Genomic DNA, 26,897 nt, shown 5'->3' with positions numbered 1-26,897 from the left:
TAGCAGCTGATGTTGCCAGGCATCCACCCAGCCCGGTAGCCGCCACTCGAAGTAAACCCACAGGCCAGGCCCCGAAAACCCGCCACCCGACCACACTCAACCAAACGTAACCTCAGCCGCGAGGTTGAGGTTTCGCAGAAAGTGGGGTTTGACCTGCATATTTGTTGCGAGGTTGAGCCCTGGCACAAAAGGCCGGGGCGGGCCGTCATCGGGCGACTAGGCAGGTGGCGTCCATGGCGCTGTCGGCGCCAATGCCCAGGTCGCTGGGTGCCAGCCCGTGGCCGATGGCGTGTGCCCCGGCCGCCGCAATCATGGCGCCGTTATCGGTGCAATACTTCAACGGCGCCAAGCGCAACTCCAGGCCGGCGGCCGGCATCAGCGCCGCCGCCTTGTCCCGCAACTGGGAGTTAGCGGTGAAGCCGCCGCCCATGACAACCGTGTCGAGGCCCAGGTCGCCGGCCGCGGCAATGGTCTTGGAGACCAGCACGTCCGCCACGGCCTCAGCGTACGATGCCGAAAAATCGGCCTCGCTAACGCTCTCACCCCGGTCTTGGGCGGCTTCAAGCACCCGCGCGGCGGCCGTTTTCAGGCCCGAGAACGAAAAGTCGTAGCGGTGGCGCTCCAGGTCTTGGCGCCGGGTCAGGGCTCGCGGGAAGTTGTAGGCGCGCGGGTCGCCCAACCGGGCCAGGCGGTCGATTTCCGGTCCGCCGGGATAGGGCATCCCCAGCAAACGACCGATCTTGTCGAAGGCCTCACCAGCCGCGTCATCAAGGGTCTGGCCAATTGTCGTGACGTCCGGGCCCTCGACGACCATCAGCGAGGTGTGGCCGCCAGATACCACCAGAGCCAGCACGGGACCCCGGAAGGGCCCGTTGACCAGCTGGTCCACCAGCACATGGGCCACCACGTGGTTGACACCGTAAAGCGGTTTGTCCAGCGCGAAGGCCAGCGACTTGGCTGCCGCCAGGCCCACCGCCAGCGAGCCAACCAATCCAGGCCCGGCCGTGGCGGCGATGGCGTCAAGGTGGGCCAAGTTCACGTCAGTTTGGTCAAAGGTCGCCTCGATGGCCGGGAAAAGGGCCTCCAAGTGGGCTCGTGAAGCCACCTCCGGCACAATCCCGCCGTAGCGAGCGTGCAGGTCCATCGATGAGGCGGTCTGCTCCGCCAGCAGGTTGAAACCGCGGGTCAGCGCAATGCCAGTGTCGTCGCAAGAGGTTTCGATCCCCAGGACCAGCGGCTGGGACGGATTTGGCACGCAGACACCTTAGCGCGGCGCCGCTATGACCCAGGCTCGGCCAAGTCCAGCCGCATCACCAGGGCGTCCCGGTCCGAGGGCTGGTAGTAGCGCGGCCTAGAACCAATCGCCGCGAAACCCATCGATTGGTAGAGACTGATGGCGACAGAGTTGTTGTCCGCAACTTCTAGCAGGACTTGGTCGGTGCCGGCCTGTGCCGCAGCGCTGATGAGGTGTTCCATTAGCCGCCGGCCCCAGCCCTGGCCTTGGAATTCGGGATGGACGGCGACGGTCATGACCTCGGCAAAGTCCGGCCCGGTGGCGATGCCACCGTAAGCCAAGAGCCGGTCGCCGGCCTGAAGAACCAGGTAACTGCGCCCAGGGCTGGTCAGCTCGGCCTCAATGCCGCCGCGCGGCCAGGCCTCGTCGCCAAAACAGGCTTGTTCAAGGGCCAGAAGCTGGTCGATGTCGCCTGGCCGGGCCGGACGTAGCTTCACGGTAGGACGGACTTGCTCGGGGCGGGCCCTTGAACGTGAGGTCGGCGCAGATAAAGCGGCTCCAGGCTCGTGGCGGCGCCGGCGGCGGCCAGCCTGGCCGCCTGACGTGCCAAGACGGCCGCGTCGATGGTGGTGGGGGCGCCAGGAGACAGGGCCAGCTGGTCGGGGTAGAGCATGGCACCTGGCCCGGCTACGGTTTTGGCCGATGCCGCGTCCCCCGGCTTTGACACGGCCGGCCCCTGAAGCAGTTCGACGCCGTGGTCGGAAGCACGGTAGAGCGACCAATAGACCTCTTTGCGTTTGGCGTCTAGGGTGGCCAGGATGGTCTGGCCCGCTCCAAGTTGGAGGTTGGCCTGGCTCTGAACAGCCAACACGTCAAGATCACTGATCCCCCAAACCGGGATGCCCCAGGCCAAACCCAGAGCTCGAGCCGTGGCCAGGCCAATGCGCAGACCGGTGTAGGCGGCCGGGCCGCGACCGACGCCGATCCCAACCAGGTCACTACCCTCAAGCCCGGCCTGGGCCAACAGTCCCGCCACCAGCGGCGCCAGCGATTCGAGGTGGGCCCTTGGCCCACCGCCGTGCAGCGTGGCGTCTGGTTGGCCGGGCCGGACCAACCCGACGGTCACGTCATCGGCCGTCGAAATGCCCAACACGGCACCCGGCAGCTCACTCACCCCTCAAGCCTACGGTCCGCCATCGGGTCAAATACCGGGATGCCAAGGTGACCGGCCACGCCCGCCATGCGCGCGTCATGGCTGACCAATGTGGCCGTTGGGTCAACTTGAATCAAGGTCGCCAAATGGAGGGCGTCGAGTGCTCTGACGTGACGCTCGATCATCTCGGCGGCTTTGACAATGGGGTCGGTCAGCCTGGTCAGGCTGAGCCGGGCCAAGAGGGGCTCGGCAAGGGACAGTGTCAGGCCTTCGCGCCTAAGCGTCCGGATCATTTCGAGGCGCAGCAAAACTGACGAAAAAACCTGATCACGGGTTTCCACTGCCTGCCTGACCCAACCAACTGCCTGGGCGTCGCCTTTGGGTAGCACGGCGTGCAGGGCCACCGACGAGTCCAGGTAGTAGCGCATTAGCGGTCGTCCTTGATCCACTGGACCAGCTCATCGACCTCTTGAGGCGAGTACATGGGCAAGTCGGTGTCAGCTTGGTCTGGCCACGGTGGCGGGTCATCCTTTGGCGCAATCACCCAGCCTTGCCTGGTCAGCTCCGCCAGCCGGTCACTCTCTGCGGTTTCGATGGGCATGAGCTGCCACTTAGGTACACCCCGCTCGGTCACCTGGACAACCGCACCTGTAGCGGAAACCCTTGCGAGAACCTTCGCCGTTTGCTGGTTCAGCTCCCTTTTCGTGATGGCAGACATACAGCCATCATAACCCAATGACAGACATATGTACTACCTCAAGACTTGCCAGGCCGATGCTAGGCCGCTTCTTGGCGGCGGCCTTCGCCAATGGTGGCGCCCATAGTGGCGACAACTACCAGGCCAATACCAACCAGAGTGGTCAAACCCAGCCGTTGATGAGCCAGGACAAAGGCCAGCAGCGAACCGGCCACCGGCCCCAAAGCCATCATGACTGAGAAAACATGGGCTGGCACCTGGCGCAAGGCGATCAGTTCGGTGCCATTGCAGATGGCGTTGGAAAACAACGCCACGAGAACCCCAAGGCCAAGGACCTGCCAGTGGAACATCGAAGCTGCCTCGACCGCCACCCCGACCGGCAAAGTCAGCACCGCTGCCACCATGGCGGCCAGTACCAGTGCGTCGACCGACTTGAACATTTTGCCGGCCTGCCTCGACAACAGAATGTAGAAAGCCCAGGCCACGGCCGCACCGCAGGCGAACAACACGCCCAGAGGGTCAAACAACAAGCCATGCCCGGTGACCAAGCCCTGCATTACCACCACGCCAGCCAAAGCCAGCACCGCCCAGAGCCAACCGCTCAGCCGCCGAGCCAGGATCACCGACAAAACCAGCGGTCCCAACATTTCGATGGTGACGGCCGGCCCAATCGGCATGCGGGCAATCGACTGGGAAAACATCGAGTTCATGGCGGCCAAGGAAAGCCCAAAAGCGATCACGACGGCCCAGGCTTGCCGCGAGTGCCCGCGCAACGAAGGCCGGGCGAACAACAACAGCAGCGGCACCGCGAAGGTCGAGCGCAAAGCCACCACCGCCTCGGGCCCCACCAACTCAAAGGCAAAGACGGCGAAAACCGAACCCAAGTTGGCGCTGACCACGGCCACCAGCACCAGCCCAAGAGCCCACGGTGGGGCTCCAAAGCGCTGGCCAGTCACAGCGCCAAGCCTAGGGCGCTGGTGAATAACCAGCTACCGGCCGTGTTGCACGCCAGGTGGCGCAAGCGCCACCTGCGAAAACGCGGAGGAACGCATGGTCTTGGGCCTAGGAAACTGGTGATAATCACCGTTTCCTAGGCCCAGCGTGGACTGCCGGGCAGGGCAATCCCGGCCCAGCGCTGCCCCACGGCGCGCACCTGGGCGCGGCGTGGCTCGTTAGCCAATTCGTCGAGCGGTCCAGGTGAACTCCAGCCGCGCTGGCGGGTCAGGTGGACTTCTAGCCGGTCGCTGGACAGATCCTCAACCCAGCCTTGGCCCCATTCAACTACGGTGACCGCAGCCTCAAGCGAAGTGTCGAGGTCCAAAGCGTCCAGTTCGTCCAGCGAACCAAGCCGGTAGGCGTCGACGTGTACCAGCCCTGGACCATCACCCAACGGCCGGTGTTGGCGAGCCATGATGAAGGTTGGTGAGGCCACTTGACCGGCCACATTCAGGCCGCCAGCCAGGCCCTGGACCAAGGTCGTTTTGCCCGTCCCAAGTTCGCCAGACAAGATGACCAGGTCCCCGGGCTCTAGCAACCCGGCCAGCAACCGCCCCCAAGCCCGGGTCGCCGCCGCAGTTGGCAGGCCGACCTCCATTAGCCAGCGCCGCCGCCAACGTAGACCCTTGGCACATGTTGCGGGATCCTGGTGACAATCTCGTAGGAAATGGTGCCGGCAACCTCTGCCCACTCCTGGGCGGTTGGTTCGCCATTGTGCCCCGGACCAAACAAGACCACCCGCTCACCGGCGGCCTCGCCGGCCCCCGGGCCCAGGTCCACCACAAATTGGTCCATGCAAATCCGCCCAGCCACCGGTACTCGCCGGCCAGCCACCCAAACCTCGGCCCGGTTGGAGGCGTGCCGGAAAACGCCTTCGGCATAGCCCATCGGCACCAGCCCAACCACCGTGTCGCCGGGCGTGTGGTACATGTGGCCATAGGACACGCCATGCCCCTGCGGCAACCGCTTGACCAGCGTGAACTCCGATTCGAGAGTCATCGCTGGGACCAGGCCCAACTCACCTGAACTGGCCTGGTCCGGAATTGGGCTGAGCCCGTACATGGCCAACCCAGGGCGCACCATGTCGTAGCGACACGGCCGCCCGGTCAACAGGGCCGCCGAGTTAGCCACGTGAGCCAGCTCGAACCGCGCACCTAGCCGCTGGGCCAGGGCCATACCCTCGGCGAAGGCCGCCTCTTGGGCCAGCACGGTGGGGTGGTTGGGGGAATCGGCGTAAGCGAAGTGCGTCCACATTGCCGCCAGCTCGACCAGCCCCTCGGCCTGGGCCGCCAACGCCGCCCGCACCAGCGCCTCCCAGCTGGCCGCCGGGCCACCAGCCCGCCCCAGGCCGGTGTCCAGCTTGAGGTGCAGCCGCGCCACTTGGCCAGTTTGCTTGACCGCCTGGCCGATGCCGTCCAGTTGCTCTGGCAATGAGACGCCTAGTTCAATTTGGCTCGCCAAACCCTGGCCCAGCAGGTCAATGGCACCGGCCGGGTAAATCCAGGACAGGATTGGCGGCCGGGGCCAGGCCAATGCCCGGTGCAGTTCGAGGGCCTCGGCCAATTGGGCCACACCCAGATAGCCAGCCCCGCCGGCCATTGCTGCCCGGGCTGAGGCGACCATGCCGTGACCGTAGCCATTGGCCTTGACCACGGCCATGACCTGCGCCTGACCAGCCAATTCCTTCAACCGCCTGGTGTTTGCCGTAATCGCGTCGAGTGAGACCACCGCCCGGCTGGCGGGGTGGAGGAAGGTGGCCTCAGCCGTGCCGCCGCCGGTCGACCCAAGACGACCACCGGCCAAGGCGCGGCCGCCATCCGCCGCGTTAGGACTTGGCTGGCCGGCGCCTGGTGGCTTCCCGGCGAAAGGCAAGTTCACTGCTGCAGCAGCTCTTGGATGGTCTGGGGCAAGGCCCTGACCACATCCATAGCCGCAATCGGCTTGCCCAGCCGGCCCGAGCCAGGGTCAACTGACCCGGTTGATGCCTTCAGGGCGGCTCGGCCGTGAACCAGTGCGCCTAGGGCGGCGATATGTGTCGGCAAGTCGGGGGTGATGGCGACCGAATCCCCGTGGCCGGCCAGCAGTGCACCGATTAGACCGGTCAGCACGTCACCGGTACCGGCCGTGGCCAACCAGGGCGGGCCGTCGGCCTGGACAAAGCAGGAACCGTCCTGACCGGACACCACCGTGGCTGGCCCCTTGAGCAGGATTGTCCCGCCAACGAGCTCGGCCGCTAGACGGGCATGGTGGGCAGGCTGGGCCTCGACTGATTCACGATCGGTCGACACTCCCCTGTCCTGCAATAGTGAGGCCATCTCGCCGGCATGCGGCGTCAAAATGATCCAAGGATCCAAGCGCTCAGGCGAGGGTGGCAGCAGGGCGAAACCTCCGGCATCGACCACGGCCGGTACCCGCTTGGCTTTGGCCCACTCCAAAGCCGAGGCGATCCGGCCCAGCTGGCTTTCCGCTCCCGGTGCCACACCCGGACCCAAGGCCCAGGCGTCGACCCGGCCCCCACCAGGCACAACCTCGGGGCGCCGTGACAGCACCCGCTCTATCGCCTTATCCGGGCCGAGGTAGCGCACCATGCCCACGCCGGCGCAAACGGCGGCCGAGGTGGTCAGCACGGCCGCGCCGGGATAGGTGTCCGAACCGGCCACCATGCCAACCACGCCACGGGTGTACTTGTGGTCTGACCGCCTGGGGACCGGCCAGGTCGCCAGCACGTCGCTGGCTTCGAAACGCCGAGCCGTGGCTTTGGCCTCGGCCCGAGCCAACGGCTCGGTCAATCCAATGTCGATCAATTCGACCCGGCCAAACATCGAGCTGGCTGGCGGCAGCAGCGCTGCCGGCTTGTAGGCGCCAAAGGTGACGGTGACATCGGCTGGCAAAACCTGGCCGTCAACCATGCCGTCGTCAACACTGACCCCTGAGGGTAAGTCGATCGCCACCACAAACGGCCGTCCGGGCCGGCGGTAGCGCAGCGGCGCGTCCAGACCCATTTCCACGATCAACGTGGTCACCAAGCCGGCTGCGCGGCCAGAAAGCGGCCCGCGGGCGCCAATGCCCAACAGCCCGTCAACGATGCAATCGGCTCTCAGCGCCATGGCTGTGACATCTTCGATTGGCATATGGGGCCCTGGTCCTGGTTCGGCCAGAGAGACAACCCGGCCGCCAACCGCCTCGAAGGCGGCTTGTCCGGCCGGATGCATCCGGTTAGCGGTGGCTACTGCCGTCACGGCGACGCCGCGCAGGCATAGCTTGGCCCCGGCGTAAAGTGTGTCGCCACCGTTGTTACCTGGACCGACCAGTGCCAGGACCTTGGCACCAGCGGCTTTGCCACGCCTGGCGCGCAGCTCACGCAGGATCAGGTTGGCTGCCGCATGGGAAGCCAGAGCCATCAAGGAGCCTTCTGGCACCGTCTCCATTAGGTCTTTTTCCGCTTGTTCAATCTGTGCGGCGGTGAAACTAGGAATCATCGAACTTTGCCTCCCCCTCTGCAAACACCTGGGCGACCTGCGCCGTTACAGGTCCCAGGGCAGCATCGGACACTGGCTTCGAGTCTATCGCTGTGACACCCTGCACGTCACGTCCAGTCGACGTCAAGAACACCTCGCTAGCCTCGAATAACGCCTGCATCGGGACTGACTCTTCGACCGCGTTGGACCAATCAAGAACTAGCTGGCGAGTTATGCCGCCCAGCAAGCCGTCGCTCAGCGGCGGCGTCAGCAGCCGGCCGTCCAACACCAAAAAGACATTGGAGCCGGTGCCCTCACACAGTTGGCCTTCGCTGTTGGCGAATAGGGCCTCGGTGGCGTTGGCTTCGCGCGCCATGGCCAGGGCCAAGGCGTTTTCAGCGTAAGAGGTAGTCTTCAGACCGGTCAGGGCACCGTGGGTGTTTCGTTGCCACGGCACGGTGATACAGCTGGTGGTGGGCGGCCGCGGTGCGTGATGGGTCAACGTGATCAACAATCGTGGGCTGGCCCCGCTGATCCGGCCGGACCCGACCTCACCGACACCGGCGGTCAGAGTAATACGCAGAATCGCCATGCTATTGACCAGCAGACTGGCGTTGGCGTTGAGCACTGCCTGGCAGGCCTGGTCAACGGCCTGTTCGCCCGGGAACGGCAGGCGCAAGCCGGCAGCTGATCGAGCCATCCGCGCCAAATGCGGCCGCAACGCAAAGGCCTTGCCGCCACGCACTTTGACCGCCTCAAAGACACCGTCTCCAACTGTCAAGCCGTGGTCCAGCGCCGGGATCGTGGCCTGCCCGGCCGGCACCAAATCCCCATCAACCCACATGATGGCTTGCCCGTCACTAAAGCTCATACCCCCACCCTAGGCGAAAGCCCTGAGGCGCGGCGTCAGGGGGCGCACCCGCCCGCCGGCATCAAACGTGGCACTTCTATCGTTTCGCCCAATCCAATGGCGTCGTTTTCTCGTTTCACACGAAGTGACCAGGCGAGGGACCAGCGAAGACGCTCCGGTGATGGCGATTGAAACAATACTTCGACGCCACTCGATGCGCCGTTTTGATACAACGACGCCACACGATGCGCCCACCCCAGGGATGGACCGGCCTGAGCCGGTCAGGGAGCCGGTCTCTAGGCCTCGGCTGCGACAATGGCGACCGCCAGGCCGCCGTCGTGGCTCAGCGACAAATGCAGGCGGCCAATGCCCTGATCAACTAGGGCAGCCGCAACGCTACCTTGGATTTTCAGCTCGGGCCGGCCGGCCTCGTCGTTGATGACCCAGCAGTCATGCCAGCGCAGGCCCTCGGGACCGCCCAGGGCTTTGGCCAGCGCTTCTTTGGCGGCGAAGCGGGCCGCCAGCGAGCGCAGCGGCAGCGAACGTTCAGTTTCGACAAAGAGCTTTTCGGCCAGCCGTGGAGCGCGCCTCAAGGCCCGGGCAAACCGCGCCACCTCGACCACGTCGAGGCCAATCCCAACAAACAAACCCAGACCAACCAGCTTTAGGTGGACGGCTCGACCGGCGCCTTGCGGCTCTGCAACACCTGGTCGATCATGCCGTATTCCAAAGCCTGTTCAGCCGTCAGGATTTTGTCGCGTTCGATGTCCTCGCGCACCTGTTCTGGCGTCCGCTTGGAGTGTTTGGCAATGGTCTGCTCCAACCATTCCCGGATCCGCAGAATCTCTTGGGCCTGGATTTCGATGTCACTGGCCTGAGCGTAAACACCACCTTCAAATGCCGGTTGGTGAATCAGAACTCGCGCATTGGGCAAGGCCAAGCGTAGCCCGGGCGTGCCGGCGGCCAGTACCACGGCGGCGGCGGAAGCCGCTTGGCCCAAACAGACCGTCTGGATCCGGGGCGTGACGTACTGCATTGTGTCGTAGATGGCGGTCAAAGCCGTGATCGACCCGCCGGGCGAGTTGATGTACATGGTGATATCGCGGTGCGGATCCTGTGATTCGAGCACCAGCAGCTGCGCCATGACATCGTCAGCCGAAGCGTCGTCGATTTGCACGCCCAGAAAAACAATCCGATCCTCAAACAGCTTGGCGTAGGGGTCTTGCCGTTTGAAACCATAGGGAGTGCGTTCTTCAAAGGTAGGCAAAACGTACCGCGCACTGGGCGAAACGGGGCGCGCCGCCACAGGGCGCAGCCAACCGTAGGTCGAAGCCGGGTCGAGCCTCACTTGCCGGCCCCCTTTCGACCTTTGCCATCACCGCTGGTCGCAGCCCCGGCTCCACCTGGCCCGCCAATCGCGCTGGTGTGGGTGACGACGTGGTCAATGAAGCCGTACTTCAGCGCCTCTTCGGCTGTAAACCAGCGGTCGCGGTCGGCATCGGCGTTGATCTGGTCCACCGTTTTGCCGGTTTGGGCCGCGGTTAGCTCCGCTAGCTGGCGTTTCATATGCAGAATCAGCTCGGCGTTGATGCGGATGTCGGTGGCCGTGCCGCCAATCCCGCCCGAGGGTTGATGCATCATCACCCGGGCGTGCGGCGTGGCGTAGCGTTTGCCCGGCGTGCCGGAGGACAGCAGGAACTGCCCCATCGAAGCGGCCACGCCCACGGCCACGGTGGCCACGTCCGGTGCGATGTACTGCATCGTGTCGTAAATCGCCATGCCGGCGGTGATTGAGCCGCCGGGCGAGTTGATGTAGAGGTGGACGTCCCGCGCTGGGTCTTCGGCCGCCAGCAACATCATCTGGGCGCAGATCATATTGGCGTTGTCATCGCGGACCTCGGCCCCGAGCCAGATGATGCGTTCCTTGAGCAAACGGTTGAAGATGACATCGTTTAGGCCCATGTTGCCGCCCTCGGCGGCTGCCGCCAATGGTCCGCTCACGCGCTCCCCCCTTGGTTGTTCTACCGGGTCCATCATGACCCTAATGCCTTGCCGCTGGCCGTCTTGGCCCCGGCGGTTCTGGTTTCACTAAAAGCGCAGCTGGTGTGATGCCGGCTGCCCAAGGGTCGTTAGTTGTCTTCCTCGGGGCCGCCAATTTCGATGGCCAACTGGTCAAGCTCGCCTTGTCCCAGATCCGCCGTTAGGTCTTCGATGTAACCCTCTTGCCCGATGCCGGATTCCTCAGCCGGCTCGACCAGCTCGCCTTCACCTTGGGGTTCTTCGACTTGCTCCGGGCCCAGTTTGGCCTCAATGTCGATAACATCTCCAGCCTCGGTTTGGACCTTGACCTGACGCAACGCCTTGACCAAGGCCTTTGACCGAACCAGTTCAGCGTAGAACTGGGGCAGCTCGCCATGGTCAGCTGCGGTCTGGAGGAACTGGTTCGGGTCCATACCGTAGCGCTGGGCGGTTTGGACAATGAAGCCGGTGAGCTCGCCTTGGTTGGCTGTGACCTGGAGGTACTCGACCATGGCGTCCAGCAGTAGCTGAGTCCGCACGGCTTTGGCCGAATCCCTCAGCGCGGCCTCGAGGGCTTCTTCGTCGTCCTCTTTGCCGGCCTTGCTGAGTTGGTTCTTGGCGTCTTGCTCTACTACGCCTTTGGGGGCTTCGAAGTCGGTCTGCTCTAACAGCGTTTCGACCAACTTGTCTTGGGCCAAAACCACTTGGTCGCGTTCGACCTGCTGTTCTAGGCGAATGCGGGCGTCTTTTCTGAGCTCTTCGAGGGTGTCGAACTCGCTGACTTCCTGGGCAAAGTCATCGTCAAGGTCGGGTAACTCGCGTTCCTTGACGGCCGTCGGTGTGACGGTGACCAAGGCGTTTTCGCCGGCGTGCTCGCCGCCAGCCATTTCGGTTTCGAAGCTGGTGGTTTCGTCGGCTGATAGGCCGGTCAGGGCCTCATCAAGGCCGTCAACTAGGTCTTTCGAGCCGATCTGGTAGGAGATGCCACTGACCGAGTCGATTTCCTGCTCGCCCTTTTCGGCTTTGAGGTCGATTGTGACGAAGTCGCCGTCTTGTGCCGGGCGGTCGACTGTCTTTAGGCTGCCGAAACGCTCTCTGAGGGCATCTAGGGCCATTTCGACCTGCTCGTCGCTGATAGTGACCACCGGTACGGTGACCTCGATCCCGCCCAAGCTAGGCAGCTTGATCTCTGGGCGGACCTCAACCACCGCGGTGAAGGTCATCTCCGGTTCGTCGGCGTCAAGCGGCGGTTCGGAGGTGATGTCGACCTCTGGCTGCGCCATTGGGAAGAGTTTGTGCTGGTCCAGGGCCTGGCGGTACCAGTCACTGAGCGAGTCGTTAATGGCTTGCTCCATCACCACGCCGCGGCCAAAGCGGGCGTCAATCACCCTGGCTGGAACGTGCCCTTTGCGGAAACCGGGCACGTTGACCTGGCCGGCAATTTCCTTGTAGGCCTTGGTGATGGCGGGCTTGAGGTCGGCGTAGGCCACGTCGACGGTTAGTTTCACCTTGGTCGATTCCAAGGTTTCGACGGCGCTTTTCACTGGCACTGAATCCTCCGGTAGGTCTGGCGCAACTGCTGCCCGCGACACGACGGCGCGGGCAGAGCCCGCCTAGTCTACCGGCCAGCCAACAATGCTCCACCAACACGCCAGTCCGAGGTTTCGCAGCACACTGGCCACACGCGAGTCCGAGGTTTCGCAGCACACTGGCCACACGCCAGTCCGGGGTCTCGCAGCACACTGGCCACACGCCAGTCCGGGGTTTCGCAGCACACTGGCCACACGCGAGTCCGGGGTCTCGCAGCACCGTCCAACCGCGACTCCGGCTGCACGGTGGCTCGGCAGCCTCGGCGGCTGACCAATGGCTGCCAATTCGCCAAGTAATGGATGCCATCTGGCCTCTGTCCGGTGTACTATGGCTGCCATGCCTGCTGCCTCGCGACGTCGGATCCACCTCACCGAGACACCGCGCCTGTCCGTGATCCTGCAGCAACACGGTTTGCCTGGGGAACCAAAAGCAGCCACCATTACCCGGCTCGTAGAACGGGCCGACGCTATGGAGTCATCCAATGAGGATTTCTTGGTCTTCCATCCGCCTGGGCCACCCGTGACAACCGATGATGTAGCCAACCTGTTGGCGCAAGAGGATCTGGAGCTGCACCAGGAGCAGGCTGGTGGCTAGCGCAGTGTTCTTGCCTGATATCAACCTGTTGGTAGCCGCCCATCTGGCGAACCACCAGCACCATGACCTGGCTCTGGGCTGGCTGCGGTCCGCTGATCACTTCGCTACTTGCGCAACAACCGAGCAAGGTTTGGTCCGCCTCTTGTCAAATCCGGCTGTCAACTCTGGAGCCTCGATTGTGGATGCACTGGCGGCTCTAGCTCGTGTTCGGCGCCGGAGGCAGCACCAGTTCTGGGCCGAACAAGCATCACTGGATGCTCCCGGCATAGACACTGCCCGCATGACTGGACACCGGCAGGTATCCGACTTCCACCTGCTCAATCTGGCCGCATCGCGCGGTGGGCAACTGGTCACACTGGACAAGCGCATCGAGCCTGCCTTGCAGCCGCGAGACAGGCGGCACCTCTGCTGCCTGCTTTGAGCATGAGCGTGGTGATGTTGATTCCGTCGCGTACTGATTCCCGGTGGTGGCACGACCACGCCATGAAGGCAACCGAGATCCGGTGCATCAAAGGACGCCTCACCTCCCAAGGAGCCGCCACACCGGCACCATTCCCCGGCTGCGTCGTGATGTGGCGAGACAACCAATTGCCAACCTGCATCCCGCAAGCCAAGGGGCCCGCCAAATAACCCAATATGGCGGGCCCCTCGGAGCGAAGGCATTACCCTGACCGATTGCGGTTTTCAGATTCCGCAGCATTGCACCAAATCGGACGGTTGATTGAGCTGGCGGTGCCGACCAGGCTCAGCACCAGATTGGCTGTTACTTCCATGACCGCCAGGAACTCGACATTGCACGGCCCACAGCCTTCGGCGTCTCGTTTTGAAGGCCGGAGCGCCGGTACAGGGACGGCGTCATGGGTTGACTGATGCTCTGATTCACTTGTGCCGTCGCCAGGCCTGGATTACTCCCGCGAGATCCTTCAGACCCCTAGTCCCACCAGACCGTCTCACAATGTATGCGCACAAGGCAACCAGAGAAACGAAGCACACTACGGGCGCAACAGCCGAAGCGATCACCGCTAACGCGCCTAGTCCCATGTTGCCACCCACCCAGTCATCGAACTCGTAAGCCGAACCAACCGACTTCTGTTAGGTCTTTCATTTCCGGTGCCTACCGGACCTCCGTCCGGCAGGGGGTCTTGCTCGAATCGCGGAACCAGCCGGGTAACACCCGCGTACGCCATCGGGGGAGACGAGCCGAACGACCCACCGAACCCAAGTCGTTGGGCATTACCTGCTACGCGATCGAAAGTCGGGCTGCAATCTCCAGTTGCCCCGCCATCCAACCCACGTACAAACAGTCCTATACTCATGGTATGAGCCCTTCCCTTGGAGGTGGTTCTGTCTACCCGGGAGGGGGCGGCCCATCCGACAAGATCAACCGCCCTTCCCGGGTTCCATTCTCCCACTGAATAGAACGCATCGGGGGCATGCTTGCCTTGCGTTTCTTGGTCGCAGCCCCGGCACAAGTCTCACAATTGGTTACACGGAAGACCCTCGCGGAGTAAACGCCCTGCTCAGTGGTGGGTTCGGTTGCGGGACCGTGATACGTCATGCCAATTGGCCAACTTGCCTTTGTACCCACTTGGGACTAATGCGCTCGACTATTCCAGATCTTGTTATCAGAGACGCCCTAACTCGCGCCTCTCCGGTGCAAACACTAGGGTCCATCACACCTGTGACCTGCGATGATACCCAATTCAGAATGTATTCGATTGCGAAAGAAGTGAACTATTGACATGCAACCGTATTGGTCGTTGCCGCCTGGCAAATGATGCACATTGGGGATTACGCGAGATAATTCATTACTGATGCGATTATGCACTGTTGGGACTCTCCGTCGTGGGCTTTGGAGCGGGAATTGGCGTGCTCTGAATATCATCAGTAAAGTACCGAAATCAGGCGAGAATACTTGAATAGCCGGTGCTCTAACCCGGTCGAAGAACGTAAACCAGCAGGCCACAAGCCTGTTGAGCCCTGTGGCGGCCGATCAAAACAACCGCGGGGCATTGGAGATCAATGGGCAAACGGGTCAGATAAGTATTCATAGGCCAAAGAATGCCCGAGTTCATGCGCGAGAGTGAACCGTGCGAGGCGAACCGATGTCGTTTCCGCTGCGTTCTCGTGATGAGCGAAATGCGCCGACAGACCAGCGGTACTGGCATACCACGTCGAGGCGGCTAGAGGCAAGGCACAGAGCCGGCCAGCCAACAATGCTCCACCAACACGCGAGTCCGAGGTCTCGCAGCACAGTCCAACCGCGACTCCGGCTTGCATGGTGGCTCGGCAATCGGCGGCTGACTAGTGGCTGCCAATTGGCCAGACAATGGATGCCATATGGCCTCTGTCCGGATGACTGGACACCGGCAGGTAACCGACTTCCACCTGCTTGGTCTGGCCGCATCGCGTGGCGGGCAACTGGTCACGCTGGACAAGCGCATTGAACCTGCCTTGCAGCCGCGAGATAGGCGGCACCTACGCTGCCTGCTCTAAAAAACTTCAAACATAAACGAGCGCCAAAGAGGTGACCGCGATGCTCGCCGACTTCACCAGCGGCGCCCTGTCGCCGTCTTGGCTGAGAGGTACGGCGTCCATCCTCAAACCATCCTGAAAAAGGTTCGGAATGTTGGCCTTGTCGACAACGCCCCGCCTACGCGGCCCGCGGAACCGAGCGCACTGTTCCCAGGCGTGAGGCAGAAACGCCTCTAGGTGAGTGCATCCAACCAAAACGCCACCGTTGCTCGGGGCCCACCCGCCTTGGACCTCAACAAAAAGCCGCGACGTGCGCAACGCCTTTTCTTCAACATCACGGCCCAGTAGGTCCCGCAGTAGCACGATGTCTAGATCCACCCGTTCTGCGCGGGCACCGGGCAACCGGTCAAAGACTTCCTCTGGGCTCGGAGTAAGTCTCAGCTTGGAACCACGTTCGTCATGCAATGTGACATACTAGGCGCATGACACAGCTGGCAATTCGGCTTGACGCTGCTGCCGAGCAGGCCCTTGACCGGCTCGTCGCTCGAACTGGCCACACTAGGTCTGATGTGGTGAGGCAGGCAATCAGCGCCTTTGACAGAGCAACTCTGCGCGATCAAATGAGAGCCGAGTCTCAACTGGTCCGCACAGATCCGGATGATCTGGCAGAAGCCGAGGCAGTGTTGGAAGAGATGCAGCAACGTCGTGCGTGGTGACATCTACCGGTTTCGCCCGAACGACGTGCGAGGACGCAAACAGTCGGGCGCCCGGTTCGCGGTGGTGATTCAATCGGACGATTTGATGCTGTCTACACTGCTGGTCGCTCCGACATCGACTAGCGCCCGTCCAACGGTGTTCCGGCCCCAAATCGAATTGGGTGGACAGCCCACACTGGTACTGCTTGAGCAGGTCACGGTTGTGAATCCCGAAACCGAGTTGGGTGATTTCGCCGGGCGACTACTACCCGAGGAACTGGCTGTGGTGGACCAGGCACTCGTGCTGGTCATGGGCCTGTTCTGAGCGACAACGCATCCTTTACCAAGTTTGCCTCCGCTTCGTTAACAGCGTCGTCGGCCTCGGGCAAGCAAGCAAACTTGCTTGTCGCTCGGCCTTGAGGCGCAAACACAACGCTCAGGAAAACTGTGCTCCTTGGGCATTCGCCCTCGTCAACAGCTCCTGGCTCACTCGTTCACCGCATCTTCGACATGAGTAGCTCCGACGGGATTCGAACCCGCGCTACCGCCTTGAGAGGGCGGCGTGCTAGGCCACTACACAACGGAGCCTTATGGGCAGGTGGTTTGCCCGCTGGGGTACCAGGACTCGAACCTGGACTAAGTGAACCAGAATCACTCGTGCTGCCAATTACACCATACCCCACTGGTGGGAGCCCTCTTTCGAGGGCCAACACCGGGCAGACACCCTACCGAATCAACCGAGCCAAGGCCAGCTAACCGGCCATCCGCCCGGGATCAGTCACTGCTTTGGGCGCTGCATTGAGGCAGTTGCCGTCGCCGCGCCTTACGCACCGGGGCGCCAACTCGCCGCCCTAAAGCCTGTCGCGAACGTTTCGCTAGGCTGATTGGCACCATGACTGACCTGCATCCCACCGCGCCAAGACTGCGCCTGGCGCCATCGCCCACCGGCGACCCTCATGTTGGCACCGCCTACATGGCCCTGTTCAACCTGGCCTTCGCCCGGAAAAGCGGCGGCCAGCTGGTCTTGCGGATTGAGGACACCGACCAGAACCGCTACGACGCCAACTCCGAGGCCCAGATTATCCAGACGCTGCGCTGGCTTGGCCTGAAGTGGGATGAGGGGCCCGATGTCGGCGGCTCAGTTGGCCCGTATCGCCAGTCTGAGCGCCTAGAGACCTATTGGCCCTTTGTCGATCAACTCTTGGAACAGGGCCAGGCCTATCGCTGCTGGTGCTCGCAAGCCCGGCTAGCGAATCTGCGCGTCGAACAGGCCACTTCGAGAACGGCGCAAACCGGATACGACCGGCTCTGCTTGGGCCGGACCCGCGAGGAACGGGCTGGTCTACCCGGGTTTAGCCCACGACCGGTTATCCGGATGCGGATTCCAGACGATGTCGAGCTGTCATTCCCTGACCTGATTCGAGGCCAGTTGACGGCACCGCCGCCGGACGACCAGGTCATCGTCAAGGCCGATGGCTTCCCGACATACCATTTGGCCGTGGTGGTCGACGACCACCTCATGGGTATCACCCATGTGGTCCGGGGTGAGGAATGGATCAGCTCAACGCCCAAGCACCTGCTGCTCTACCGCTGGCTCGGCTGGCAGCCACCAGCCTTCGCCCATATGCCGCTCCTTCGCAACACCGACCGGTCGAAGATCTCCAAACGCAACAACCCGGCGGCCTCGCTGACCTGGTTCCAGGCCCAAGGCTATCTACCCCAGGCCCTAGTCAACTTCCTTCAGCTGATGGGCTACCCGCCGGTCCACCCGGACCAAGAAGTGGCCAGCCTGGAAGAATTCATCACCAGCTTTGCCTGGTCCAGTGTCAACCCGGCCGGCCCCATCTTCGACCTCGACAAACTCAACTGGCTCGGCGGCCACTACATCAGGGCACTGCCACCGGAGGAACTGGCCCGGCGCATCGCCGAGCACTGGGCCCACGCCGGCCAGGGGCCCGCCGGCTGGCAGGCAGCCCCAGCCGACCGGCTGACCGGGGCCGCACCTCTGATCCAAGAGCGCCTGACCACACTGAGCCAGGCCGCCGCCAAGCTGCAGTTCTTGTACACCCCAGACCAAGACTTGGTTTTCGCCCAGGAAGCCATCGACTCGCTCAAAGGCGACCTCCAGCCAATCCTGGCCGCCACCATCGGGTCGCTTGAGGCCATCCCCAGCGCCAGCTGGCAGGCTAGCCAGATCGAGGCCGCGCTGCGCCAAGACCTGATCGAGGTTATGGAGCTCAAACCCAGAGTTGCCTTTGCCCCAATCCGCACCGCCATCAGCGGCCAGAAGGTCTCCCCGCCCTTGTTCGAGTCGATGGAGCTGCTGGGTCAGGACTCTTGCCTGACCCGGCTGCGGGCTCTGGCAGAAAGCTTGCCATCATGACCGAGCCGGCAAAACCCGAGGCCAGCGACTTTGTAGCTGATTCGATTCGGGCCGAAATAGCCAACGGCTCACATAACGGCCGCGTCCAGACTCGATTCCCGCCCGAGCCCAATGGCTACCTGCACATTGGCCACGCCAAGGCCATTGTCAGCGACTTTTCTGTGGCCGAACAGTTCGACGGCATCTGCAATGTCCGCTTTGACGACACCAACCCGGACACTGAAGAGGCCGCCTACGCCGAATCGATTTTGCGGGACATCGCCTGGTTGGGTTACCAGCCGCATCAGGTGCTGCACGCCTCGGACTATTTTGATCAGCTCTACCTCTGGGCCGAATCACTGATCGAACGTGGCCTGGCATACGTTGACCAGCAAGACGCCCAAGCCATTTCCGCCGGCCGTGGCGGTTTTGGCCAGCCGGGGGTGGACAGTCCCTACCGCGAGCGGCCACCAACGGAATCACTCGAGCTGTTCCGCCAAATGAGAGCCGGGCAATTCCCCGATGGCGCCAAGGTCCTGCGCGCCAAAATCGACATGCAGGCAGACAATATGCAGCTGCGCGACCCGGTTATGTACCGGATTCGCCGCGGCCACCATTTCCGCACCGGTGATAAGTGGTGCATCTACCCGACCTACGATTGGGCCCACGGCCAATCCGATGCCATAGAAGGGGTGACCCATTCGATCTGCACGCTTGAGTTCGAGGACCACCGGCCGCTTTACGACTGGTTCTTGAGCCATTTGACCTTGCCACACGACCAGCCCAGGCAGTTCGAGTTTGCCCGGCTGGAGCTGACCCACACCGTCACTTCGAAGCGGCGGCTAGCCCAGCTGGTCGATCAGGGCAAGGTCAGCGGTTGGGACGACCCACGTATGCCTACCCTGTCTGGCCTGCGCCGACGCGGTTACCCGCCAGCCGCCATACGGCGCTTTTGCAGCGCCATCGGCACGTCAAAAACCAACTCTCGCCACGCCATCGAACAGCTGGAATGGTTCATCCGCGAGGAATTGAACCGGACGGCGCTGCGCCGCATGGTGGTGCTGCGCCCAATCCGGCTGGTGATCGACAACTGGCCCAAAGGCCCCGACGGGCGTGGGTTGGTAGAGCATTTCGAAATCCCCAACAACCCTGAAAACCCGGCCGATGCCGCCCGCCAAGTCGCCTTTTCAGGCCAGCTTTACATCGAAGCGGAGGATTTCGCCGAGGATCCGCCGCCCAAGTTCTTCCGCCTTGCTCCCGGCCGCGAAGTTAGGCTGCGCGGCGCCTACTTTGTCACCGCGACATCGGCGGTCAAGGACGCCGCCGGCAATGTGGTCGAGGTCCACGCGACTTACGATCCAGCCACCCGCGGCGGCTCGGCCCCAGATGGGCGCAGGGTCAAATCGACTATGCACTGGGTTTCGGTTGGCCACGCCGTGCCGGTCGAGGCCCGATGCTACGACCACCTTTTCGCCGCCCAGGTCCCGGGCGACAAAACCGGCGATGTACTCGATGATTTCAACCCTGATTCGGTCGAGATTCTGACCAGCTGCCAGGCCGAAGCGGCCCTGGACCAGGTCGAACCAGGCCAAGTGGTCCAATTCGAACGGCTCGGTTACTTCGCCGCTGACCCCGACTCCCCCAGGCTGTTTCACCGCACCGTCGGTCTGCGCGACGAATGGGCCAAGATCCAAAAACGCCAAGCCTCAAGCTAGCGTCGTGGGCCGGGCTTTGGCACCATGCCCGATGCCGGCTCCCGGGTTTGGCGTGACACCTTAGTCTGGGAGGGTGATTTGGCCAGGTGTCCCGGTAGAGGCGACGGCGGACCAGCTCTATGAGGCCTACCTGGCCTGGGCGGTTGACCTGGGCTATGAGCTCTATCCGCACCAGGATGAGGCCGTCATGGCCCTGGCCACCGATGACAACTTGATTTTGTCGACCCCGACTGGCACGGGCAAGTCCCTAGTGGCGGCTGGCGCCTTGGCCTTTGCGGTCCAGCGAGGCGGCCGGGCGGTCTACACCGCACCGATCAAGGCGCTGGTTTCAGAGAAGTTCTTTGACCTGGCCAGTTGGTTTGGAGCAGACAAACTGGGTCTGATGACTGGCGACGCCTCGGTCAACCCTGAGGCGCCCATCATTTGTTGCACGGCCGAGGTGCTGGCCCATCTGGCCCTACGCCACGGCCAAACCACTGGTTTCGAGACGGTGGTGATGGATGAGTTCCACTACTACGCCGACCCAGATCGCGGTTGGGCTTGGCAGGTTCCACTACTGGAAATGACCAACAGCCGGTTTGCGCTGATGAGCGCCACCCTTGGAGACGTCAGCTTCTTCAAACAAGACCTTCAACGCCGCACCGGCCGGCCGGTCACCGCCATCACTGATGCGCCCCGGCCGGTGCCACTGAGCTACGAATACGAGCTGTTGCGCACGCCTGAGCTGGTCACCGAGCTGATCAAGACCTACCGCACACCGGCCTACCTGGTCCACTTCACACAACGTGAGGCCGTTGAGGCGGCCGGCACCTTGTTGTCGTTGCCGTTGATTGGCCGGGACCAACAGGACCAAATTGGCCAGGCCCTGGGCGACTTCAAGTTCAAAGCTGGCTTTGGCCAGCAGCTGTCGAAACTGGTCCGCCGCGGCATTGGCGTCCACCATGCCGGCATGCTGCCGGTCTACCGGCGCCTGGTGGAACGCCTAGCCGGTGAGGGACTGCTGGCGGTGATATGTGGGACCGACACCCTTGGGGTCGGGATCAATGTGCCGATTCGCTCGGTCGTACTGACCAGCTTGGTCAAATTCGACGGTCGCCGCCTTCGCCGGCTCAAAGCCAGAGAGTTCCATCAAATCGCCGGACGTGCCGGCCGGGCCGGCTACGACTCTGACGGCCACGTTATTGTCCAAGCCCCAGCCCACGCCATCGAGCAAATGAAAGCCCAAGCCAAGGCTCAAGCCACCGGCCGCAAAACCAAAAAGACTCCGGCCGCGCCAAAGGGCCAGGTGTCCTGGTCACAGCAAACCCTCGACAAGCTCAAACAAGCCGAACCGGAGAAGCTTGTCTCTCAAATGCGCTTTTCCGCCGCCATGGCCCTGCAGTTGCTCGAGCGCCCGGGTGATCCGGTCAAAGCGGCCTACAACTTGCTGAGTGACAACCACGAACCGAAAGCAGCGCGAAACAAGCTACTGCGCCAAGGCGCCAGGGTTTACCGGGCGCTCAAATCCGGTGATTTGGTGACCCACTCCGGGGCCCACTCCGAACCACCCAGAATTCGCCTAACAGCGCATCTTCCGGCCGATTTCGCATTGAACCAGCCACTCACGCCATTCGCGCTGGCGGCCATTGAGCTGCTCGACCCCGATTCGGACAGCTATGCCTTGGATGTGGTGAGCTGCTTTGAGGCCACCTTGGAGGGACCCAAGGCAATTCTGATCGCCCAGGAGAAGGCGGCCAAATCCGAAACCCTGGCCCGTATCAAGGCCGAAGGCTGGGATTACTACGAGCGTATGGACGCCCTTGACCAGGTAACTTATCCAGAACCGCTGAAGGATATGTTAGAGGCTGCAATGAGGGTCTACCGCCAAGGCCACCCTTGGGTAGATGATAGTCAACTGGAACCGAAGTCGATTGTTCGGCTAATGCGGGAAGGAGCAATGACGTTCCACGAGTTCGTATCAAGATTCGGGGTGGTACGAACCGAAGGAGGTCTTTTGCGCTACTTGACAGACGCGTATCATGCTCTTGACCGCTCTACACCCGCAACGGCGCGAAAGGGGCTCGCACCGATTGTCGGCTGGCTCGAAGCGGTCGTTACTGGAGTTGATTCGTCACTGTTGACTGAATGGGAGGAGTTGGTTGGCGTTGGTTCTGACCAAACGTCCAAGTGGCACCCCAGCCCTAATAGCCCTACAGGAAGCCGGCGTTGACTACAAGCTGCGCCGCTTTGAAGCCGACCGCCTCGCCAGACGCAGTTTTGGAGTCAAAAGTGCCAGAGCCTTGGGCGTCGATCCAAAACGCGTATTCAAGACCTTAATGGCCACCACTCCCAAGGGCTTGGTCTGCGCGGTTGTGCCAGTTAGCGGTTCGCTTGACCTAAGAGCCTTGGCTCAAGCCGTTGGCACAAAACGCGCCACTATGGCTGAAGTGGCCGCGGCCGAGCGCGCCACCGGATACATCGTTGGTGGCATTTCGCCAATTGGCCAGCGTAATCAACACACCACGGTAATTGACGTTTCGGCCTGCGAATACCCAACCATCTTGGTCTCAGCTGGTGCCCGCGCCATGGATATCGAAGTCTCGGCCGATGATCTAGCCCGGCTGACCGGCGCCACATTTGCCTCGATTGGTCGCGAATAGGCTGCCCTACGCGGCGGCGGCACGGCGCAAGAGATAGCGGACACGCGGGGCGTAGAAAGCGCAACGCAGCGCCATGTAGAAACCACCCAAGGCCACCCATAACCAGGCCAGCCCGGCCGCCCCGCTGGGCGCCCAAGCTCTGATCGCCATGATCAACGGGGTGTACAACGTCAGGGCCAGCAACATGCCAAAGGCCAGGTAAACGCCATCGGCCGCGCCCATCAAAATGCCGTCAAGAATGAAAGCGTAGGCGCCAATCGGCATGGCCACGGCGCAAACCCACAGGCCAACCGTCGCAGCCCAACGCACCGACGGATCAGTTGTCATCAACTTGGGCAAGAACGGCGCCAGCGCCGCGATCAGCAATCCAACGCCCGCTCCGGCCACCCAGCCGAGCCGGGTCACGGCCCGGCTGACCTGGGCCAATTGCCTACCGGAGCCGGCCCCAAGGGCGGCCCCAACCAGCGTCTGGGCGGCGATGGCCAGGGCATCAACTATCAGGGCCCCCAGCGCCCAAAGAGAGTTGACGATCTGGTGGCCACCCAGGGCGACGGGCCCCAAGGCCGTGGCCGTCCAGACGGTCAGCAAAATGGCGGCCCGCAGGCAGACCGTGCGCGCCAACAGCGGTGCGCCGGCCTTGATCGAACCCCACAAGCCGGCCAGCTTTGGTGGCAAGCCGACCTGATGCGCCAGCGCCATTTTGATGACCAGCCAGGCCAACACCGCCGCCATGGCGTACTGGGTGAGGACAGTTGCCAGGGCCGAACCCCTAATCCCCAGGCCCAACGGCCAGGTCAGCAGGTAGCTGAGCAGGGCGTTGCCGGCAGCGCCGGCCACTGCCACCGCCATAGTGGCTTTGATGTTCTGCCAACCGCGCAACACCCCGACCGCCGCCAATACCACCAACATGGCCGGCAGACCGGGTAACGACCAGGTCAAATAGGCCAAGGCCGCTTCGAGCACCGGACCTTCGGCGCCCAATGCCCGCAGGGTTGGCCCGGCCGTGGCAAAGCCGGTCACCATCAAGATCAGCCCCAAGCCAAAACCGAGCCAGATTCCGTCCAGTCCAAGCCGGGCCGAACCGCCAATGTCCCCGGCGCCAAAGAGCCGGGCCACTTTGGCCGTGGTGGCATAGGCCAGGAAAACACAGAGATAAACCACCGTGTTCAGCACGGTGCCCGCCAGCGCCAGTCCAGCCAGCGCGTCCTTGCCCAGGTGCCCCACAATGGCGCTGTCGACCAGCACGAACAGCGGTTCGGCCACCAGGGCGCCTAGCGCTGGCACCGCCAGGGCGACAACCCGCCGCCCGATGGCGCGCTCTTGCGTGGCGTCGTCATTCATGCCAACGCTCAACCTGGCGAACTAGAGGTGCGACGCCAAGGCCACCCCCTCGAGCTGAGGGGCGGGCCGGGGAGTGTAGTCGGGGATTGGCTCCGGGCATGTGTTTTTGGCGATGCGCGGGATCGCCCCAAAACACGGCGCGCGACGACGCTCCGCGGCCCGTCCCGGCCTTTTCATGCCAGGGCTCAACCTGGCGGGTGGTGGGGCTGGTGGGGGCGGCGGCTAGAGCCGGGCTCACGGCACGCGGTTGAGCCACTGTTCGGTGCCGAACTTGGTTTCGACTAGCTCGGCCGCGCGGGCCAGCTCGGCCGCGGTGGGGGCCGAACGCTCCAGCCCGTGCAGCTGGTCAAAGTGGCTAGTGAACGCATCAATGACATCGGCGCGCGCCAGACCGGTTTGCGAGCGCAGCGGGTCGACCCGTTTGGCGGCCGATTTGGTGCCCTTGTCAGAGACCTTTTCCCGGCCAATGCGCAGCACTTCCATCATCTTGGCGGCGTCGATGTCGTAGGCCATGGTGACGTGGTGCAGCACAGCGCCATTGGCGAAGCGTTTTTGGGCCGCACCAGCGATTTTGCCACCCGGTGAGGCAATGTCGTTGATGGGCTGGTAGGTGGCGTTGATGCCCAGTGATCGCAGCGCCCCCAGGCACCAGGCATCCAAAAAGGCGTAGGAATCGACCAGACTCATGCCGTCAACCAAGGACGTGGGCACCACCAGCGAATAGGTGATGGTGTTGCCAGGTTCTACGAACATCGCTCCCCCGCCGGAAACCCGGCGCACCACCTCAACCGAATGCCGCTCGGCCCCGGCCAGGTCAACCTCGTTTGACCGAGACTGGTAGGAACCAATGATGACGGCGTTGGCACCCCATTGCCAAAAGCGCAGGGTTGGACCTCGCCGCCCGGCCGCCAATTCTTCGGCGTAGACCTGGTCCAAGGCCATATGCATCAACGGTGGGCGCGGCCCGTCCTCGATCAGGGTGAACTGGTGGTCCGCCCAGGTCGAGGACTGGCCCAGGGCACGCCGCACAGCCACGGCCACCGACCGGGCATCGAAACCGATCAGCGCATCGTCCGGGTCTAGGGCGGCTTCGATCCGTTTGGCCAACGACGCAGCGGATTCGGTCAGATCAGCACCCACCAGGGCGCCTTCGATCCGCCCCAAGGCCTCGTCGGGCTCAAGAAAGAAGTCCCCAGCCACCACCAGCCGGTCGATGGTCGAGCCGCCAGCCGCCACAATCAGGCTGACTGAAACCAGTTTGCCGCCGGGAGCCTTGTACTGCCCAAAGTTCGAAGCGCTCATTTGACCACAAGTCGTATCGCGGACCTTGGATGCGAAGCGTTCACCAGCCAAAACGTGGCGTGAAAAGGTTGAGCCGCGTCCTCGAACGTGCTGCCAAACACCCTCTTAGCGTACCTCGACCCCGCTTTGGACCAGGCCATAGACCACCGAGTCGGTCAAGGCCTCCCAAGAGGCTTCGATGATGTTGGGGCCCACCCCCACCGTCCGCCAAACCCGGCTGCCGTCAGTTGATTCGATCAAAACCCGGGTGACCGCATCGGTGCCGCGAGAGGTGTCCAGAATCCTGACCTTGTAGTCAACCAGCTCGATCCCGGCCAGCTCCGGGTAGACCTCAATCAGGGCCAACCTCAGGGCCGCATCTAAAGCGTTGACTGGGCCGTTGCCTTCGCCGGTGGCAACAATCCGCCTATCCCCGGCATGCAACTTGACCGTGGCCTCGCTGACGCCTGCGGCCGAAGCGCGGGAGCCGGCATCGGGCGGCACACCGATGGCGCCAGCGGCCTCAGAAATGGTCCGCCACGACTCGACCGCGAAATAGCTGGGCAGCAACCCCAGGGCGCGGCGCAGCAGCAGTTCGAAGGAGGCGTCGGCCGCGTCGAAGGTGTATCCGCGCGCTTCTAGGTCCTTGACCTGGTTGGTCACCTGGGTCAGGACCTCGTTGTTGCCGGCCAGTTCGAAACCCAGCTCGCGGCCCTTGAGCTCAACCGAGGCCCGCCCGGCCATTTCGGTGACCAGCATGCGCATATCGTTGCCGACCAGCTGCGGATCGCAATGCTGGTACATATCCGGGTCCACTCGGATGGCCGAGGCGTGCAGCCCGGCCTTGTGAGCGAAGGCCGAATAGCCCACATAGGGCGCCCTGGCCTGCGGTGCGATGTTGGTGATTTCGGAGACAGCATTGGAGATGCCGGTCAGCTCCGTCAGCTTGGCTTGCCCGATGGCGTCTACCCCGGTTTTCAAGATCAAGTTGGGTATGACCGCGGCCAGGTTGGCGTTGCCGGTCCGCTCACCGTAGCCGTTGATGGTGCCCTGGACGTGCATGGCGCCGGCCTCAACGGCCGCTAGTGAGTTGGCGACAGCGCAGCCAGTGTCATTGTGACAGTGAATGCCCAGCTTGGCGCCGGAATTGGCGCCGGTGGCGGCCACCACCTGACTGATCCAGGGCGGCAACATGCCACCATTGGTGTCACATAACACCACTACATCGGCGCCGGCCTGGGTGGCCGCGTCGACGCAGGCCAGGGCGTAGTCCGGGTCAAAACGGTAGCCGTCAAAGTAGTGCTCGCAGTCCAGGAAAACCGTCCGGTCCTGGGCCTTGAGGTAGGTCACCGTGTCGGTGATCATGGCCAGGTTCTCTTCTGGCGTGGTCTTCAGGGCCCGCTCAACGTGGCGGATATCTGACTTGGCTACCAGCGTGACAACCGGGGTCTCGGCTTCAAGTAGGGCCCTGACCTGTGGGTCTGAGGCGGCGGTGCCGCCGGCCTTACGGGTGGCGCCAAAAGCCGCCATTTGGGCGTTGGCCAAGCGCAGTTCTTTGTTGGCCCGGGCAAAGAACTCAGTGTCCTTGGGAATGGCGCCGGGCCAGCCGCCCTCGATGTAACCCACGCCCAAGCGGTCAACCAGCGCGGCAATCTCGAGTTTGTCCGCCACGGACAAATTCATCCCTTCTTGCTGGGCGCCGTCGCGCAAAGTGGTGTCGTAGACGTGGAACTGGCTCATGAGGTAATCCTTGAGTCTTGGCCCTGTCGGGGTGTCCTGGCAACAAAAAACCTCCCGC

The 26,897-nt window shown here is 63.0% G+C and carries 26 protein-coding genes and 2 tRNA genes; 8 read left to right on the top strand and 20 right to left on the bottom strand.

Annotated features, from left to right (window positions below; all coding sequences use genetic code 11):
• Window positions 1-205 precede the first annotated feature (205 nt).
• The 14 genes from tsaD to tig all read right to left on the bottom strand — a co-directional run bounded on the left by tsaD (window position 206) and on the right by tig (window position 11,951).
• Entirely contained in the window at window positions 206-1,255 is a 1,050-nt protein-coding gene (gene tsaD, locus FWD29_04110; GenBank protein ID MCL2803125.1) for a tRNA (adenosine(37)-N6)-threonylcarbamoyltransferase complex transferase subunit TsaD, read from the bottom strand.
• A gap of 23 nt (window positions 1,256-1,278) precedes the next feature.
• A complete protein-coding gene (gene rimI, locus FWD29_04105; GenBank protein ID MCL2803124.1) occupies window positions 1,279-1,731 on the bottom strand; it encodes a ribosomal protein S18-alanine N-acetyltransferase in 453 nt (150 codons plus the stop codon).
• On the bottom strand, window positions 1,728-2,408 hold the full coding sequence (gene tsaB, locus FWD29_04100) for a tRNA (adenosine(37)-N6)-threonylcarbamoyltransferase complex dimerization subunit type 1 TsaB (GenBank protein MCL2803123.1): 681 nt from the start codon (window positions 2,406-2,408) through the stop codon (window positions 1,728-1,730). The genes rimI and tsaB overlap by 4 nt, the downstream gene beginning before the upstream one ends.
• A complete protein-coding gene (locus FWD29_04095; protein ID MCL2803122.1) occupies window positions 2,405-2,815 on the bottom strand; it encodes a type II toxin-antitoxin system VapC family toxin in 411 nt (136 codons plus the stop codon). Before FWD29_04095 ends, tsaB begins: the two co-directional genes overlap by 4 nt.
• Window positions 2,815-3,105, bottom strand: a complete 291-nt coding sequence (locus FWD29_04090; GenBank protein ID MCL2803121.1) for a type II toxin-antitoxin system prevent-host-death family antitoxin — start codon at window positions 3,103-3,105, stop codon at window positions 2,815-2,817. The genes FWD29_04095 and FWD29_04090 overlap by 1 nt, the downstream gene beginning before the upstream one ends.
• A 59-nt stretch (window positions 3,106-3,164) precedes the next feature.
• On the bottom strand, window positions 3,165-4,040 hold the full coding sequence (locus FWD29_04085) for an EamA family transporter (GenBank protein ID MCL2803120.1): 876 nt from the start codon (window positions 4,038-4,040) through the stop codon (window positions 3,165-3,167).
• A 134-nt stretch (window positions 4,041-4,174) separates the two neighbouring features.
• On the bottom strand, window positions 4,175-4,678 hold the full coding sequence (gene tsaE, locus FWD29_04080) for a tRNA (adenosine(37)-N6)-threonylcarbamoyltransferase complex ATPase subunit type 1 TsaE (GenBank protein ID MCL2803119.1): 504 nt from the start codon (window positions 4,676-4,678) through the stop codon (window positions 4,175-4,177).
• A complete protein-coding gene (alr, locus tag FWD29_04075; protein MCL2803118.1) occupies window positions 4,678-5,958 on the bottom strand; it encodes an alanine racemase in 1,281 nt (426 codons plus the stop codon). The genes tsaE and alr overlap by 1 nt, the downstream gene beginning before the upstream one ends.
• Window positions 5,955-7,559: a bifunctional ADP-dependent NAD(P)H-hydrate dehydratase/NAD(P)H-hydrate epimerase gene (locus FWD29_04070; GenBank protein ID MCL2803117.1), complete on the bottom strand. Its 1,605-nt coding sequence runs from the start codon at window positions 7,557-7,559 to the stop codon at window positions 5,955-5,957. Before FWD29_04070 ends, alr begins: the two co-directional genes overlap by 4 nt.
• On the bottom strand, window positions 7,549-8,409 hold the full coding sequence (locus FWD29_04065) for an aminotransferase class IV (GenBank protein ID MCL2803116.1): 861 nt from the start codon (window positions 8,407-8,409) through the stop codon (window positions 7,549-7,551). Before FWD29_04065 ends, FWD29_04070 begins: the two co-directional genes overlap by 11 nt.
• A gap of 275 nt (window positions 8,410-8,684) precedes the next feature.
• Window positions 8,685-9,035 carry a holo-ACP synthase gene (locus tag FWD29_04060; protein MCL2803115.1) on the bottom strand — a complete coding sequence of 117 codons (351 nt, stop codon included), beginning with the start codon at window positions 9,033-9,035 and terminating at the stop codon, window positions 8,685-8,687.
• 17 nt (window positions 9,036-9,052) lie between these two features.
• Window positions 9,053-9,694 carry an ATP-dependent Clp protease proteolytic subunit gene (locus FWD29_04055; protein MCL2803114.1) on the bottom strand — a complete coding sequence of 214 codons (642 nt, stop codon included), beginning with the start codon at window positions 9,692-9,694 and terminating at the stop codon, window positions 9,053-9,055.
• 38 nt (window positions 9,695-9,732) lie between these two features.
• Window positions 9,733-10,350, bottom strand: a complete 618-nt coding sequence (locus tag FWD29_04050; protein ID MCL2803113.1) for an ATP-dependent Clp protease proteolytic subunit — start codon at window positions 10,348-10,350, stop codon at window positions 9,733-9,735.
• Window positions 10,351-10,517: 167 nt separating this feature from the next.
• Complete coding sequence (tig, locus tag FWD29_04045) at window positions 10,518-11,951, bottom strand: trigger factor (GenBank protein MCL2803112.1); 1,434 nt, start codon at window positions 11,949-11,951, stop codon at window positions 10,518-10,520.
• Between the two features lie 382 nt (window positions 11,952-12,333).
• On the opposite strand from tig, the gene FWD29_04040 reads away from it, so the two are divergent.
• Both FWD29_04040 and FWD29_04035 read left to right on the top strand, forming a co-directional pair.
• A complete protein-coding gene (locus tag FWD29_04040; GenBank protein ID MCL2803111.1) occupies window positions 12,334-12,591 on the top strand; it encodes a hypothetical protein in 258 nt (85 codons plus the stop codon).
• A complete protein-coding gene (locus FWD29_04035; GenBank protein ID MCL2803110.1) occupies window positions 12,584-13,012 on the top strand; it encodes a VapC toxin family PIN domain ribonuclease in 429 nt (142 codons plus the stop codon). The genes FWD29_04040 and FWD29_04035 overlap by 8 nt, the downstream gene beginning before the upstream one ends.
• Window positions 13,013-15,093: 2,081 nt before the next feature.
• On the opposite strand, the gene FWD29_04030 is transcribed toward FWD29_04035, so the two are convergent.
• A complete protein-coding gene (locus tag FWD29_04030) occupies window positions 15,094-15,531 on the bottom strand; it encodes a hypothetical protein (GenBank protein ID MCL2803109.1) in 438 nt (145 codons plus the stop codon).
• A gap of 17 nt (window positions 15,532-15,548) precedes the next feature.
• Between FWD29_04030 and FWD29_04025 the strand changes: the two genes are divergently transcribed.
• Window positions 15,549-15,782, top strand: coding sequence for a ribbon-helix-helix domain-containing protein (locus FWD29_04025; protein ID MCL2803108.1), 234 nt, complete (start codon window positions 15,549-15,551; stop codon window positions 15,780-15,782).
• Window positions 15,724-16,086, top strand: a complete 363-nt coding sequence (locus FWD29_04020; GenBank protein ID MCL2803107.1) for a type II toxin-antitoxin system PemK/MazF family toxin — start codon at window positions 15,724-15,726, stop codon at window positions 16,084-16,086. Before FWD29_04025 ends, FWD29_04020 begins: the two co-directional genes overlap by 59 nt.
• Window positions 16,087-16,276: 190 nt before the next feature.
• Here FWD29_04020 and FWD29_04015 read toward each other — a convergent pair.
• Window positions 16,277-16,349 (bottom strand) — tRNA-Glu (locus FWD29_04015).
• Window positions 16,350-16,371: 22 nt separating this feature from the next.
• Window positions 16,372-16,443, bottom strand: a tRNA-Gln gene (locus FWD29_04010).
• Between the two features lie 210 nt (window positions 16,444-16,653).
• On the opposite strand from FWD29_04010, the gene gltX reads away from it, so the two are divergent.
• From gltX to ybaK, 4 genes are all read left to right on the top strand, one after another.
• Window positions 16,654-18,144: a glutamate--tRNA ligase gene (gene gltX, locus FWD29_04005; protein MCL2803106.1), complete on the top strand. Its 1,491-nt coding sequence runs from the start codon at window positions 16,654-16,656 to the stop codon at window positions 18,142-18,144.
• Window positions 18,141-19,838, top strand: coding sequence for a glutamine--tRNA ligase/YqeY domain fusion protein (locus FWD29_04000; GenBank protein ID MCL2803105.1), 1,698 nt, complete (start codon window positions 18,141-18,143; stop codon window positions 19,836-19,838). The genes gltX and FWD29_04000 overlap by 4 nt, the downstream gene beginning before the upstream one ends.
• A gap of 73 nt (window positions 19,839-19,911) precedes the next feature.
• Window positions 19,912-22,047, top strand: a complete 2,136-nt coding sequence (locus FWD29_03995) for a DUF3516 domain-containing protein (GenBank protein ID MCL2803104.1) — start codon at window positions 19,912-19,914, stop codon at window positions 22,045-22,047.
• Window positions 21,983-22,477 carry a Cys-tRNA(Pro) deacylase gene (gene ybaK, locus FWD29_03990; GenBank protein ID MCL2803103.1) on the top strand — a complete coding sequence of 165 codons (495 nt, stop codon included), beginning with the start codon at window positions 21,983-21,985 and terminating at the stop codon, window positions 22,475-22,477. Before FWD29_03995 ends, ybaK begins: the two co-directional genes overlap by 65 nt.
• A gap of 6 nt (window positions 22,478-22,483) precedes the next feature.
• Here ybaK and FWD29_03985 read toward each other — a convergent pair whose 3' ends face one another.
• The 3 genes from FWD29_03985 to cimA form a co-directional block, all read right to left on the bottom strand.
• Window positions 22,484-23,818 (bottom strand): MATE family efflux transporter, encoded by a 1,335-nt coding sequence (locus FWD29_03985; GenBank protein ID MCL2803102.1) that lies wholly within the window; start codon window positions 23,816-23,818, stop codon window positions 22,484-22,486.
• A 234-nt stretch (window positions 23,819-24,052) separates the two neighbouring features.
• Window positions 24,053-25,120, bottom strand: a complete 1,068-nt coding sequence (locus FWD29_03980; GenBank protein ID MCL2803101.1) for a lipoate--protein ligase family protein — start codon at window positions 25,118-25,120, stop codon at window positions 24,053-24,055.
• A 105-nt stretch (window positions 25,121-25,225) separates the two neighbouring features.
• On the bottom strand, window positions 25,226-26,839 hold the full coding sequence (gene cimA, locus FWD29_03975; protein MCL2803100.1) for a citramalate synthase: 1,614 nt from the start codon (window positions 26,837-26,839) through the stop codon (window positions 25,226-25,228).
• Window positions 26,840-26,897: the final 58 nt, after the last annotated feature.

Source organism: Micrococcales bacterium, assembly GCA_009784895.1.
Lineage (GTDB): Bacteria > Actinomycetota > Actinomycetes > Actinomycetales > WQXJ01 > WQXJ01.
Note: the sequence above shows the minus strand (reverse complement) of the source record. Positions and strands in the feature narration are given on the sequence as shown.

Excerpts from the sequence above, each read along its gene's own strand:
- cimA (MCL2803100.1), bottom strand. The coding sequence starts at position 26,839 with ATGAGCCAGTTCCACGTCTACGACACCACTTTGCGCGACGGCGCCCAG.
- FWD29_04090 (MCL2803121.1), bottom strand. The coding sequence starts at position 3,105 with ATGTCTGCCATCACGAAAAGGGAGCTGAACCAGCAAACGGCGAAGGTT.
- gltX (MCL2803106.1), top strand. The coding sequence starts at position 16,654 with ATGACTGACCTGCATCCCACCGCGCCAAGACTGCGCCTGGCGCCATCG.
- FWD29_04025 (MCL2803108.1), top strand. The coding sequence starts at position 15,549 with ATGACACAGCTGGCAATTCGGCTTGACGCTGCTGCCGAGCAGGCCCTT.
- FWD29_04050 (MCL2803113.1), bottom strand. The coding sequence starts at position 10,350 with ATGGGCCTAAACGATGTCATCTTCAACCGTTTGCTCAAGGAACGCATC.
- tsaE (MCL2803119.1), bottom strand. The coding sequence starts at position 4,678 with ATGGAGGTCGGCCTGCCAACTGCGGCGGCGACCCGGGCTTGGGGGCGG.
- FWD29_04070 (MCL2803117.1), bottom strand. The coding sequence starts at position 7,559 with ATGATTCCTAGTTTCACCGCCGCACAGATTGAACAAGCGGAAAAAGAC.
- FWD29_04040 (MCL2803111.1), top strand. The coding sequence starts at position 12,334 with ATGCCTGCTGCCTCGCGACGTCGGATCCACCTCACCGAGACACCGCGC.
- FWD29_04020 (MCL2803107.1), top strand. The coding sequence starts at position 15,724 with ATGATCTGGCAGAAGCCGAGGCAGTGTTGGAAGAGATGCAGCAACGTC.
- FWD29_03985 (MCL2803102.1), bottom strand. The coding sequence starts at position 23,818 with ATGAATGACGACGCCACGCAAGAGCGCGCCATCGGGCGGCGGGTTGTC.
- FWD29_03980 (MCL2803101.1), bottom strand. The coding sequence starts at position 25,120 with ATGAGCGCTTCGAACTTTGGGCAGTACAAGGCTCCCGGCGGCAAACTG.
- FWD29_04095 (MCL2803122.1), bottom strand. The coding sequence starts at position 2,815 with ATGCGCTACTACCTGGACTCGTCGGTGGCCCTGCACGCCGTGCTACCC.
- FWD29_04065 (MCL2803116.1), bottom strand. The coding sequence starts at position 8,409 with ATGAGCTTTAGTGACGGGCAAGCCATCATGTGGGTTGATGGGGATTTG.
- FWD29_04000 (MCL2803105.1), top strand. The coding sequence starts at position 18,141 with ATGACCGAGCCGGCAAAACCCGAGGCCAGCGACTTTGTAGCTGATTCG.